The organism is Enterobacter cloacae complex sp. S3, from assembly GCF_014930495.1.
In the GTDB taxonomy this organism is placed as follows: domain Bacteria; phylum Pseudomonadota; class Gammaproteobacteria; order Enterobacterales; family Enterobacteriaceae; genus Enterobacter; species Enterobacter asburiae_B.
On sequence record NZ_JADBRD010000021.1, the window covers coordinates 25254 to 37857 of the forward strand.

Here is a 12604-nt window from a genome sequence, read left to right on the forward strand (position 1 = left end):
CAGCAGACGGCGGCCGCGTCTCATCATCATAGCCCACAACGCCGCAGCCCTCCAGAACGAAGAACGCGCAGCCTTGGGCTGCGCGTTCGAGGGATGGATACCACGGGAACCGGCGTCATCAGCTTGGCTTCGACGGCGCGGCCTTGCCCGCGCCTCCCTTCCTGAATCCCCGATCCCCCGCCATGAAGGCTTCCAGCATGTGCGGAATCAGCACCGTGGCATCGACCGCTTCGCCGTAGGTCTGCGCGTGCAGCGCGGCGTAGCGGTCGAGGTCGGCTTTCAGGCTGGCCGGGCAAGCAAAGGTCAGCTTCGTGGATTCGGTTTTCGGCAGCGGCCCCAGCCGCAGCTTGCGCGTCGTCATCGTGAAGTCCCCCTGTTGAAGAAAAGCGGCTGGTACGGCCGCAGCACCAGATCGCGGTTGACGATGATGCGAACCGGCAGGCCCGGCCGTTCGGTCAGCGTCGGTTGGATGTTCATGTTGCGCCGTGTCATCTCTTGGCCGACCTGATTGATGCTGTCTTGGGCGCTGTCGCGGCCGGCGATGATGACGCGATCACCGTCCTGCCGGTTCTCCGGCGCGGCCAGCTCGGCACCGACACCCAGCAGCGTGGTCAGCGCCGCGCCGGCAAAGATGCGGCCCCAATGCCAATCCACGTCGTCTTCCAGCCCGGCATAACCGGCCGGGTCGGTGCCGGCCAGGTTGTCGAGCGTGAGCGAAGACGTGTCGGGCAGGATGATCCGGTTCCACACCACCTGCACGCGGCTCTGCCCGTAGCTGACCTGGCTGTTGTATTTGCCCAGGATGCGCGAACCCTGCGGGATCAGCAGGAACTTGCCGGTGGCCGTGTCATAGACCGGCTCCGTCACCGTGGCGATCACGTCGCCCGGCAAGTCCGACTTGATGCCCGTCACCAGCGCCCCGGCGACCACCGTTCCGGCCATGACCTGATACGGCGAAGCCGGCAGGGTCAGATTGCCGGAATTACGGGTTTCCGTGGTTCCGGCTTTCTGGAACGCCTCTTTCTGGTCTTGCCGGTTCTGTACGGCGGTCGGGTCGGCAGGCTGGGCCGCCGTCGAGGCCGGGCCAGCCGCCAGTGGGTCGAACGCCGCATTGGCGGCGAAGCCCTGCGAGGCAGCCACCTGCGTCTGCGCTACCGGCGCGGCCTTCTGCGAACCCGAGCGGAAGAACACCGACGATGCCGCAGCCGCTTCGGCTTCCTTGCGCAGCGCGTCGTTCGGGTCGTGGCCGGGGGCCGCGTAGGCGGCCGTCACCGGCTGCTGCGACTTCACGATGGCCGGGCCAAGATCGCCCGGCAGCGGCGGCCCCAGCTCCGGCACCTTCGGCGGCAGCTTCGAGTAGTCGGCCGGCAGCGCGTCCAGCCCTTCAGACTTCGAGACGCGATCGACGTTGTAAAGCTCGGTCTGCTCGCCAGTGCTGCGCCGCTGCGGTTGCAGCGACCACATCAGTGCGCCGAGCACGGCGACCGATAGGCCGCCGGCGAGGATGGCCAGCGTGCGCCGGTTCAGGCGCGTGACCGGGCGCGGTTGCGCGCGCAGCGCCACCGCCTCGGGCGCTACCTTGCCCGCCTGCGGCGTGGCGAGGTCGGGAGTGTCGTCCTGGCTCATGGTCAGTTCCTCCGCGCCACGCCATCGGTGCGTTCGATACGCACCACGTCGCCGCCATCACCGCCCAGGTGCAGTTCGGCCGCGCCGAACAGCCGATCCACGATGTAGTAAGGCGGACGAAAACGGTAGTTCACCAGTTGCCCGTCGCCCTGCGCGCCGATGACGAACAGAGGCGGCAGTTCGCCTTGCGCGATGCCCGGCGGAAACTGGATATAGACCTTCTCGCCGTCATCGAAGGCACGCAGCGGCTTCCACGGCGGATTGCTGCCGCTGACCGCGTAGCGGAAGCGGATCTTCTCCAGCGACAAGCCGGTATCGACTGGCGCGGCGGCGCTGGCCGCCTGCGCCTGGCGCTGCAAGGCCAGCATCCGGTCTTTCGGATAGTCCCAGGACACCGAAGCCATCCATGCACGCTCGGTCGAGGTCAGCTCCAGCAGGTACGTCCTGCGGCTGGTGGTGATGACCAGATTGGTTTTCAGGCCCGACCGGATGGGCTTCACCAGCACATTGACGCGCAGCGCCTCGCCGCTGCCGCTGGACGTGTCGCCCACGATCCACCGGACGGTATCGCCTGCGGCAACAGTCACCAGTTCTTCGCCGGGCTGGAGCGAAACCACGGTCACGCGCCCCGGCGCGGCATAGACCTGATAGAGCGCGCCGTCCGTGAAGGGCCATACCTGGATCGCATTGACGTAGCCCTCGCGCGTGGGCGCGATGCGGGCCTCGGCATTGGCGCGGGACACGCGCACCTTCTCGTCGGCCGGTTCCGGCGCAGCCGGGGCCGTGTCCACCTCGGGCAGCGGCTTCAACTGCGCCGGGAGTGCCAGCGGTTCGGGTACGGCAACCACTTCCACCGGCGCGGGCGGTTCCGGCAGCGGCTGCGCCTGCACCGGCTCATCGAGCGAGATGGACGGCGGCGGCTTGCCCTGCGAGGCGCAGCCCGCAAGGGCCAGCAGGATCAACGGCAAAACGGATTTACGGAAAAGTGCATTCATGGCTTGGCTCCTTCGGAAGAATCCAGTTCGCGGCTCCACGACAGGCCATTGACGTAGATACCCAGCGGGTTCTTGCGCAGGCGCTGTTCGGTGCGCGGGGTTTGCAGGACGGTGGAAAGCACGGCGTTCCAGCGTTCGGTGCCAGCGGGTGCGCCGTTGACGAACCGCTGTTCTGTCCAGCGCACGTTGAAAGACGTGTCGCTGGCGCGGACAACGCTGGTGATCTGCACCGTCACCGACTCCTTGCCGATGCGGGCGAAGGGATCGTTCTTGCTGGCGTAGTCGTTGAGCACCGCCGCGCCCTTGTCGGTGGTGTAGTCGTAGGCATCCAGCCAGTTCTGCCGCACCACGATGGGGTCGATGGACAGCGAGCGCACCAGCGTCACGAAGCGCGCCAGGTGGTGCGCGATCTGCGCATCGGCGGGCCGGTACGGCGTCGCCGCCTCACCGACGGCGCGCACCTGCCCCGACTGATCGACCTCGATGACATAGGGGGTGACGATGGATTGCGCCGAACGCCACACCAGGCCGCCGGCCATCAGCAGCGCGAGCGCGAGGCAACCGAAGGCCATGAATCGCCAGTTCTTGGCCTGGACGCGGGCCGAGCCGATGCGCTCGTCCCACACCTGCGCGGCAGATTGGTACGGGGTGGCAGGCTGCGGCGTGTCGGCATAGCGCACCTGCGGTCGCTTGAATCGCATAGGGGTTCTCCTTGGTGGTCAGGTATCGGGTCACTCATCGGGGCGCAGGCTCGGGCCTTGCCCCGAGCCGCCGCCGTCGCCACCGCGCAGCGTGTGGGCGGCGGTGGTCGCGGCATGGGTGATCTGCTGGCGGCGGTGCATCCGCTTGGCCCAGGCGGGTTGCTCCTGCTTCGGTGCGCTGTCCGCGCCTTCGCCGGCGGCGGCCTGGCCGGAACCGGCCGCGCCGCCGTTCCAGCCAGAACGGAAGGAATCGGCCACCTTCTGCCCGGCGGCGGAAGCGCCCGATGCGGCGCGGCGGCCTGCCGCCTGCGCGCCGGTCTTGGCGACATTGCCAAGGCCAGCCGCCGCGCCCTTGGCCCCGCCACCCGCAGCGGCGGAACCGGCCTGGAATGCGGACTTGGCGCTGCTGGCCGCCGACGTGGCGGCGCGTGCACCGCTACCGGCCAGCTTGGCGGCGGCCGGGGCCATACGCGCGCCCGCCATGACCGCACCGCCCACGCCGGTCGCGGCGGCACCGATGGCAACGCCAGTGCCGACCGCGCCGACGGCAGCGCCGGCCATCGCGCCCGCGCCAAGCTGCGGCGCACCGGACACCAGGCCCGTGGCGATGCCGGGGCCGAAGATGCCCAGCGCCAGCAGCGCGAGCGAGGCCAGCATCACGACCAGCGCATGGTCGATGGAAGGCTCGTCGGGATGAACCTGGAACTCCGCGAACAGGCCCGAGCCGATACCGACGATGACGGCCAGCACCAAGACCTTGATGCCCGACGAAACCACGTTGCCGAGCACCTTTTCCGCAAGGAAGCTCGTCTTGTTCCAGAGTGCGAACGGAATCAAGACGAAGCCGGCAAGTGTGGTCAGCTTGAACTCGATCAGCGTGATGAAAAGCTGTACCGCGAGCACGAAGAAACAGAGGATCACCACCAGCCAGGCGATGAACAGCACCACGATGGGGTCGAGGTTCACGAACACTTCGGGGAAGCCGGCCATGTCGCCGATCTGGTCGAGGATCGGCGCGGCCGCGTCGATGCCGGTCTTCGCCAGGTGGCCCGGCTGCAAGAAGTTCTCCATCGTGATCGCCGAGCCGGTGGCGGTGATACCCAGCCCCGCAAATGACCGGAACACGATGCCCGACAGCCAGTTGAAGTTGTTGATGATGTAGGCGAAGGCACCGACGTAAAGCACCTTGCGCAGCAGCTTGGCGATCACGTCCTCGCCCTGGCCGGTGGCATGGCTCATGGCCCAATACAGGCCGGCGATGGTCATGTCGATGGCGATAAGCGTGGCCGTCAGGAACGCGACTTCGCCTTGCAATAGCCCGAAACCGGAGTCGATGTAGCGCGAGAACGTATCGAGGAATCTGTCGATGATGGTCACGTCGTTCATGGCGTGTCCTCCGCAGCGGCGAGCGGCGCATCGCCTTCCGGCGCGTCGTCGGCGGGTGTGTCGAAGCTGGGCGGGATCGGCGGCAGTTCGGCCAGCGTCCGGTATTCGTCCGGCCCGGTTTGGCCGGCGAAGAAGCGCCGCCGGAAGGCTTCGGCGGCGGCGCGGCAGGTGTCTTCGCCTGCGGTGTGCCGGTCGGTCGCGCATTGGGCACGCAGCGCCTTGAGCCGCACGGGATCGGCGGCCAAGGTCGCGGCCAGGTCTTCGGCCGGCTGCTGGCCGCAAGCGGTCAGCAGCACGGCCAGCAGGACAGGAACGCATCGCATGGCCGCCCCCTGTCAGTTGTTGTAGAAGTTGACGGACTGCGGCGTGTACGGCGTGCCGGTGCCGAGGAAGCGCCGCCGCACTTCGCGGGCGCGCTCGGTCGCCGCCGCCTGCCGCGCCAATTCCAGCGAGGCCGCCCGGTCTTGCGTGATCTGGAGTTGCTGGGCCTGGATGGACTGCTTGGCCTGCAAAGCGAGAAGCTGGTTCGTCGCCTGCATGGCCTGCAAGGCACCCGTGGCCGATTGGCTTTGGCTCACGAGGTCGGCCAGCGCGCTTTCGTCTTGCGTCAGGTTCTGCGACACCTGCGCCTGCATCCGCATCGCGGTGTGCAGGCCGTCGAGCGTGTTCTTCCAGCGTTCGCGTGCGTCCTGTGCCATGCGGTCGCCGCTGATGGTGGCGGCGTACTGCTCCGGGTACAGGCGCGAGAACGTGGCATCCATGCTCTGCACGTCGTAGGCCAGCCCTTGCGCCTCGGCAATCAGGCGTTCAGTCGTGGCGAGCGTCGAGCGCAGCCGGTTGACGATGTTGAAGTCGAGATTCGCCAGGTTGCGCGCCTGGTTCATCAACATCTGCGCTTCGTTCTGGAGCTGGTTGATCTGGTTGTTGATCTGCTCCAGCGTGCGGATGGCAGTCAGCGTGTTCTGCACCAAGTTGACGGGATCAACGAAAGTGAGCGCCGCCGCTGGCTGAGCGAGCATCAGCGAGCCGGCCAGCGCGGCGGCGAGCGAAACGGAAAGTACACGGGTCTTCATGGCGAAATCTCCAGGGGTTGAGTAGCGAGGAAAGAAGCCGCCGACGGCGAGGACGGCAGCAGGTCGGCGGCCCAATCGAGGCCGCGATGGCGTAGCCACGCACCGGCGAAGCCGGGAGCGCCGGCCTGCGTCAGCACTCGGTCAATGTCGCGTTGGTCTTGCGGTGTGGATGCGCCCGAGAAGGCGAGCGCGGCTGGCCCCAGGTCGAGGTCGAACAGACGATTGCCCAGGCGCGATTGGTAGTAGTAGTCGCGCTTGGGCTGCGCGGTGGCGACGATTTCGATTTGCCGACTGTTGAGGCCAAAGCCCTCGTAGACCGTGCGAATCTGCGGCTCGGTCGCCTGCGGGTTGGGCAAGAAAATCCGGCTCGCGCAGCTTTCGATGATCGCGGGCGCGATGGTCGAATCCTTGATGTCGGCAAGCGACTGCGTGGCGAAGATCACCGACACGTTTTTCTTGCGCAGAGTTTTCAACCATTGCCGGATGCGTGCCGCGAAGGACGGTTCATCAAGGAATAGCCAGGCTTCATCGAGAATCAGCAGCGTGGGAGCACCGTCGAAACGTGCATCGAAGCGGGCGAACAAGTAGCGCAGCACCGCTTGCACGGCGGCGGGGCTGTGCATTAGCTCTTCCATCTCAAAGCCCTGCACGTCGCCGCTGCCGAGCCGGTCGCGGTCGGCATCCAGTAGCTTGCCGTGCGCGCCGCCCAGCACATACGGCGACAATGCCTGCCGCAGCGCGTTCGATTGCAGCAGCACCGAAAGCCCGGTCATCGTGCGCTGCTCCACCGGCGCACCAGCGAGGCTGCCGAGCGCCGACCAAATGGCGGCTTTCTCGTCGGGGCCGACGGTCACGCCTTCATGCAGCAGGCGGCCTTCGATCCACTCGGCGGCCCAGGTGCGATAGCCTTCGCTGTCGATACGGGCCAAGGGCTGAAAGGCAATGGCGCCGTCCGCGCCGAGGTCGTAGTGTTCGCCGCCCAGGCCCAGCACCGTCGCCCGCATGGATCGCCCCATGTCGAAGGCGAAGATGCGCGAGCCGCCATAGCGGCGGAACTGCAAGGCGAGCATCGCCAGCAGGACAGATTTTCCCATGCCCGTCGGCCCCGCGACCAGCGTATGCCCCACGTCGCCGATGTGCGTCACCAGCCGGAACGGCGTCGCGCCATCCGTGCGCGTGACGATCAGCGGCGGGCCGTCGAGATGGGCGTTTTTCTCCGGCCCAGCCCACACGGCGGACACCGGCATCATGTGCGCCAGATTCAGCGTCGAGACGATGGGCTGGCGCACGTTGGCATAGGCATTGCCTGGTATGGACGACAGCCACGCATCGACTGCATTTAAGGTTTCGGGGATGGTGACGAAGCCACGTCCTTGGATGACACGTTCCACCATGCGCAGCTTTTCGTCGGCTACGGCAGGGTCGTCATCGAACACCGTCACCGTGGCGGTGAGGTAGCCGAAGGCGACTTGATCGCTGCCAAGCTCTTGCAAGGCGGCATCCGCGTCGGCCGCCTTGTTGCTGGCATCCGTGTCCACCAGCGGCGATTCCTGCTGGAAGATGGTTTCGCGCAGTAGCGCAATGACATTCTTCCGTTTCGCAAACCACTGGCGACGCAGGCGGCCCAGCTCCTTTTCCGCCTCGGCTTTATCGAGGCAGAGAAACCGGGTACTCCAGCGATAGGCAAAGCCCAGGCGATTGAGGTCGTCCAGCAGGCCCGGCCAGGTCGAGGTCGGAAAGCCCCGCACCGACACCACGCGCAGATGCTGGTCACCCAGCATGGGCGCAAGGCCGCCGACTAGGGCGGAATCGGCCAGCAGTGCGTCGAGGTGGAAAGGCACCTCGGGCACGGCCAGCCGGTAGCGCCGCGTGGACACCGTGGCGTGAAGATAAGTCAGCGTCGCGGCATCGTCCAACCAGACGATTTCTGGCATCACGCCATCGAGCAGGTCGAAAACCCGATCCGTTTCTGCCAGGAAGGCGTCAAGCCGACCGCGCCAGTCCACACCATCGCCCGGCGCGTGCTCGTAGAGCAGCTTGGCTGCACGAGCGCGGGATTCCTCCGGCGGCAGATAGGCTAGCGTCAGGTGATAGCTGCTTTCGTAGTGGTTCCCCGATTCCTCAAAGGCAGCGCGGCGTTCTTCGTCCACCAGCCAGGACAGCGGTTCGGGAAAGTCGGAATGCGGATAGTCCGCGGCCGACTGGCGCTCGGCTTCCACGAACAGCGCCCAGCCCGAACCCAGCCGGCGCAACGCGTTGTTTAGCCGTGCCGTCGTGGCGATCAATTCGCCCTGCGTGGCGCTGTCCAGATCAGGCCCGCGAAAGCGCGCCGTGCGCTGAAACGAGCCATCCTTGTTCAGCACCACGCCCGGCGCGATCAGCCCAGCCCAGGGAAGCCAGTCGGCCAGCAAGGCGGGCCGCTGGCGGTATTCGGCAAGGTTAAGCATGGCGGCGTCTCCTACACGTCCAGCAGCGGCTTGTGCTTGATGTGCCGGGCGAAGACCTGCATGAACTGCGGATCGACCCTCGCGCCCCACACGGCCAGCGAGTGACCGACGATCCAGAGCACTACGCCAGGAATCCAGAGTTGCAGGCCCAGCCCGACGGCAGCGGCTAGCGTGCCGTTGGCAATCGCCACCGTGCGCGGTGCGCCGCCCATCAAGAGCGGCTCGGTCAGCGAGCGATGTAGCGGCACCTCGAAGCCGGCCGCGAAGCTATCCGGGCCACTCATACGACAGCCCCGCCGGAGAAGCTGAAGAACGACAGGAAGAACGAGGACGCGGCGAACGCGATGCTCAAACCGAACACGATCTGGATCAGCTTGCGAAAGCCGCCCGACGTGTCGCCGAAGGCGAGCGCGAGGCCCGTGGCGATGATGATGATGACCGCGACGATGCGTGCCACCGGCCCCTGAATCGACTCCAGAATGGATTGCAGCGGGCCTTCCCACGGCATCGAGGAGCCGGATGCCTTCGCCGTGCCCGCCGTCATCAGCATGACTGCGGCCAGCAGCAGGCCGTGGTGCGCGGGGCCGGCCAGCCGCCGCAGGCGTGCGATGGTTGAAACCGGATTTACGGAATTACGGAAAGCGTGAACGTGCATCTGCGTCATGGCAGTTCTCCAGGTAGGTCAAGGGACGAGGAAGGCGCAGCGGCATCGGCTGCGAGAGGAACCGGCATCAGCTCGGGAAACGGTGTTTCCAGCGCGTCCGCCAGGCGATAGCCGGTGCCGTCGAAACCGACGACACGGGCGATGCTTTCGACGCGGCGCTTGCGGCCACGCCCGGCGATGTGGATCACGACGTTGACCGCCTCGGCGATCAGCGCACGCGGTGGGTTCACCGCCACTTCAAGAATCAACTGTTCGAGGCGCAGCAGCGCGCCCAGCGCGGAACCGGCGTGGATGGTGGCGATGCCGCCGGGGTGGCCGGTGCCCCACACCTTAACCAAGTCCAGGGCTTCGCCGCCGCGTACCTCGCCGACGATCACGCGGTCGGGGCGCAGGCGCATCGTGGCCCGCACCAGCTCGGTCATAGACACGACGCCAGCGCGGGTGCGCAGCGGCACATGGTCGCGGGCTGCGCATTGCAGCTCGATGGTGTCTTCGAGCACAAGCACGCGGTCGCCCGTGGCGGCGATCTCCGCAAGCAAGGCATTGGCGAGTGTGGTTTTGCCGCTGCTCGTCGCCCCGGCGATCAGGATGTTCTGGCGCTCACGCACGGCGCGGCGCAGGAACTCGGCCTGGCCTGTGGTCAAGATGCCGTCGGCCACATAGCGATCCAGCCCGATGATGCTCACGGCGCGCTTGCGCAGCGCGAAGGCTGGGCCGGGCGCTGCGGGCGGCAAGATGCCCTCGAACCGCTCGCCGGTTTCGGGCAGCTCGGCGGTCAGCAGCGGCCGCCCGCGATGCACCTCTGCGCCGACGTGCGCAGCCACCAGCCGGATGATGCGTTCGCCATCGTCTTGGGACAGCTCCACGCCCAGCGGCATGCGGCCCGATGACAACCGATCCACCCATAGGGTGCGGTCGGGGTTGAGCATGATTTCCACCACGTCGGGGTCGGCCAGCGCAGCGGCGATGACTGGCCCCATTGCCGTGCGCAGCATCTGGATACGGCGATCCAGAGAGGTTGCGGCGGATGAGAGTTCGGGCGGGGTTTGCGGAATGGCGCTCATGAGGCACGCTCCTGCGCTTCAGCCAGTGCCTCCGCGTCATCCATTCGCGCCGGGTCGGGGTGTAGTTCCTCCACCACGTCGCGCACCAGGCTGCGGCCGCGCAGCAGGTGACGGCCAAGCTGTTCCACGAATTGCTCGAAACGCGCTTTGCCCTGCGCGCGGGCTGCGTCCTGATGGGCTTCGGGAATCGGGGTGCTGACGGTCAGGAAGTAGCGGATGAACAGCGCCAGTGTTTCGATCTGGATGTTCTGGTCGCGCTCCATGCGCTCGGCCTGCCGCGACAGGCGATCGAGCCGCTTGGCGATGGCCGCCTCGCGCTGGTCGCCAGCATCGGGCGATAGCCACGACGCGAGCGCCGCCGCGACAATGGACGACTTGGACACGCCTTTCTTGGCGGCCAGTTCTTCGAGACGCTTGGCGTGCTCGGGCTGAATGAACAGATTGAGGCGGTATTGGCTCATAAGTCGATTCCGTCGTTGGGGTCGAGGGAAGCCAGCCGGGCCGTGCGCTGCATGGCCGGGTCGAGCTGGCCGGGGAGAGACGCCAAACCAGGCAGCGGCAGGTCGTCGTCGTCATCGAGCAGAGTCAGGTCATGGCCGGCGAGCAGCGGTTCGGGGCTGTATTCGCTGACTTCGGATAGCTCCGGCTGTCGGCGTGGGCCGCCGTCATCGGCGGTGCCTGTGCCATCGCCGGACAGGCCCGCAGCCCGGACCGTTGACACGGCTGGGATCGATAGGCCGCTCCAGTCGTCGGGCCGGGCCGGTGGCGCGTCCGCGTATTGCCCGGCCGCGAGCACAGGCGGCGGTAAAACGCGGTTCTTGAAATTCGCGTCGGCGTAGTAGCGCAGCTTCTTGGCCTTGATCGGTGCCACGCTGGACACCATCACCACAGCTTCCTCAGTCGGAAGCTGCATCACTTCACCGGGCGTCAGTAGCGGGCGGGCCGTCTCCTGCCGCGACACCATGAGGTGCCCCAGCCACGGTGCCAATCTGTGCCCGGCATAGTTGCGCTGCGCGCGCAGTTCGGTAGCGGTGCCAAGCGTTTCGGAGATCCGTTTCGCAGTGCGTTCATCGTTGGTGGCGAACGTCACGCGGACATGGCAGTTATCCAGAATCGAATGGTTCTGGCCGTAGGCTTTGTCGATCTGGTTGAGCGATTGGGCGATAAGAAAACTGCGGATTCCGTAGCCCGCCATGAAGGCAAGCGCCGTCTCGAAGAAGTCCAGGCGGCCCAGCGCCGGGAACTCATCGAGCATCAGCAGCAGCTTGTGGCGGCGTTCGATGCCGTCGCTGCCGTCGAGCGATTCGGTGAGCCGTCGGCCGATCTGGTTGAGGATCAGGCGAATGAGCGGTTTCGTCCGCGAAATATCCGAAGGTGGCACTACCAGATAAAGCGACACCGGATGCTCGGACGCGATCAGGTCGGCGATACGCCAGTCGCAGCGCGAGGTGACTTCGGCCACCGTGGGGTCGCGGTAGAGGCCCAGGAACGACATGGCGGTGCTCAACACGCCGGAACGCTCGTTGTCCGACTTGTTGAGCACTTCGCGCGCCGCCGAAGCGACGACTGGATGCGGGCCACCACCTTCCACGTTCACGAGGTGCTGTGTGGTCATCATCCGGTGCAAGGTCAGCTCGAAGGGGCTGGCCGGATCGGAGAGGAAATTGGCGACGCCGCGCAGCGTCTTGTCCTCGCCCGCGTAGAGCACATGCAGGATGGCCCCGACCAGCAGCGCGTGCGAAGTCTTCTCCCAATGGTTGCGCTTCTCAAGCGCGCCTTCTGGATCGACCAGAATGTCGGCTATGTTCTGTACGTCACGCACTTCATGTGCGCCGCGCCGAACTTCTAGCAGCGGGTTGTAGGCCGCCGACTTCGCATCGGTCGGATTGAACAGCAGGCAGTGTGAGTAGCGTGAGCGCCAACCTGCGGTGATCTGCCAATTCTCGCCCTTGATGTCGTGGACTACGGCGGATGCAGGCCAAGAAAGCAGCGTCGGCACCACAAGGCCGACGCCTTTGCCTGAGCGCGTGGGCGCGAAAGTGAGGATGTGTTCCGGGCCTTCATGCCGAAGGTACTTGCCATCGTGCTGACCGAGGAACACGCCGATCGGCTGCGTAAGGCCGGCTTTGCGAATGTCCTCCGTACTTGCCCAGCGTGCCGAGCCATAGGTCGTGACTAGGCGTGATTGACGAGAGCGCCAGATCGACATGCAGACTGCGACCACCACCGCCAGCAAGCCACTGCCACCCGCTATGGCACCGCCCGTGTCGAAAACGCGTGGCGCGTAGGCATCGAAGAAGAACCACCACTCAAACAGCTTCCACGGGAGGTAGATCGGTGTGCCGAGGAAATCAAACCAGGGGGAGCCAAGGCGTACCTGATAGCCAAGGGCTGCTGCCGTCCATTGTGTGGCGCCCCACACACCCGCGATCACGATGCCGAATACCACGGCTATCTGACCGAACAGCACATTCGTACCTTGCATAGCCCCGCCTCCAATCTCTCCTACGCTGATTCCCTTGGGAAACGCGGCTTAGAAATGTGCCGCAGGCGTCAGGATCGGTGCTGGCTTAGTGCCGGTCAAAGACCGTTTGGGGCAGAAAGGTCGATAAGAAAGAATGAATTCGCGCTGTGTCTAGCCAGGGAGT

13 protein-coding genes are annotated in these 12604 nt (G+C 66.1%); all 13 read right to left on the reverse strand.

Features of this window, described 5'->3' with window-relative positions:
* Nucleotides 1-118 precede the first annotated feature (118 nt).
* The 13 genes from IM317_RS13610 to IM317_RS13670 are packed head-to-tail and all read right to left on the reverse strand — an operon-like array spanning nt 119 to nt 12441.
* Nucleotides 119-361 (reverse strand): DUF2274 domain-containing protein, encoded by a 243-nt coding sequence (locus tag IM317_RS13610; RefSeq protein ID WP_033475083.1) that lies wholly within the window; start codon nt 359-361, stop codon nt 119-121.
* A complete protein-coding gene (locus IM317_RS13615; protein ID WP_034046876.1) occupies nt 358-1626 on the reverse strand; it encodes a TrbI/VirB10 family protein in 1269 nt (422 codons plus the stop codon). The genes IM317_RS13610 and IM317_RS13615 overlap by 4 nt, the downstream gene beginning before the upstream one ends.
* A 2-nt stretch (nt 1627-1628) precedes the next feature.
* Nucleotides 1629-2621 (reverse strand): P-type conjugative transfer protein TrbG, encoded by a 993-nt coding sequence (trbG, locus tag IM317_RS13620; RefSeq protein ID WP_034046878.1) that lies wholly within the window; start codon nt 2619-2621, stop codon nt 1629-1631.
* Nucleotides 2618-3322 carry a conjugal transfer protein TrbF gene (gene trbF, locus IM317_RS13625; RefSeq protein ID WP_034046881.1) on the reverse strand — a complete coding sequence of 235 codons (705 nt, stop codon included), beginning with the start codon at nt 3320-3322 and terminating at the stop codon, nt 2618-2620. Before trbF ends, trbG begins: the two co-directional genes overlap by 4 nt.
* Before the next feature lie 30 nt (nt 3323-3352).
* Nucleotides 3353-4708, reverse strand: coding sequence for a P-type conjugative transfer protein TrbL (gene trbL / locus IM317_RS13630; RefSeq protein ID WP_034046882.1), 1356 nt, complete (start codon nt 4706-4708; stop codon nt 3353-3355).
* The gene (locus IM317_RS13635) at nt 4705-5031 is read right to left on the reverse strand and encodes a hypothetical protein (protein ID WP_036412893.1); all 327 of its coding nucleotides are present in this window, start codon (nt 5029-5031) and stop codon (nt 4705-4707) included. Before IM317_RS13635 ends, trbL begins: the two co-directional genes overlap by 4 nt.
* 12 nt (nt 5032-5043) lie before the next feature.
* A complete protein-coding gene (gene trbJ / locus IM317_RS13640) occupies nt 5044-5781 on the reverse strand; it encodes a P-type conjugative transfer protein TrbJ (RefSeq protein ID WP_004883101.1) in 738 nt (245 codons plus the stop codon).
* A complete protein-coding gene (gene trbE / locus IM317_RS13645) occupies nt 5778-8228 on the reverse strand; it encodes a conjugal transfer protein TrbE (protein ID WP_004883099.1) in 2451 nt (816 codons plus the stop codon). The genes trbJ and trbE overlap by 4 nt, the downstream gene beginning before the upstream one ends.
* A gap of 11 nt (nt 8229-8239) precedes the next feature.
* The gene (locus IM317_RS13650) at nt 8240-8512 is read right to left on the reverse strand and encodes a VirB3 family type IV secretion system protein (RefSeq protein WP_004883097.1); all 273 of its coding nucleotides are present in this window, start codon (nt 8510-8512) and stop codon (nt 8240-8242) included.
* Nucleotides 8509-8892 (reverse strand): TrbC/VirB2 family protein, encoded by a 384-nt coding sequence (locus tag IM317_RS13655; protein ID WP_004883090.1) that lies wholly within the window; start codon nt 8890-8892, stop codon nt 8509-8511. The genes IM317_RS13650 and IM317_RS13655 overlap by 4 nt, the downstream gene beginning before the upstream one ends.
* Nucleotides 8889-9956 carry a P-type conjugative transfer ATPase TrbB gene (gene trbB, locus IM317_RS13660; protein WP_004883088.1) on the reverse strand — a complete coding sequence of 356 codons (1068 nt, stop codon included), beginning with the start codon at nt 9954-9956 and terminating at the stop codon, nt 8889-8891. The genes IM317_RS13655 and trbB overlap by 4 nt, the downstream gene beginning before the upstream one ends.
* A complete protein-coding gene (locus tag IM317_RS13665; RefSeq protein WP_036412894.1) occupies nt 9953-10417 on the reverse strand; it encodes a ribbon-helix-helix protein, CopG family in 465 nt (154 codons plus the stop codon). The genes trbB and IM317_RS13665 overlap by 4 nt, the downstream gene beginning before the upstream one ends.
* Entirely contained in the window at nt 10414-12441 is a 2028-nt protein-coding gene (locus IM317_RS13670) for a conjugal transfer protein TraG (RefSeq protein ID WP_036412896.1), read from the reverse strand. The genes IM317_RS13665 and IM317_RS13670 overlap by 4 nt, the downstream gene beginning before the upstream one ends.
* Nucleotides 12442-12604: the final 163 nt, after the last annotated feature.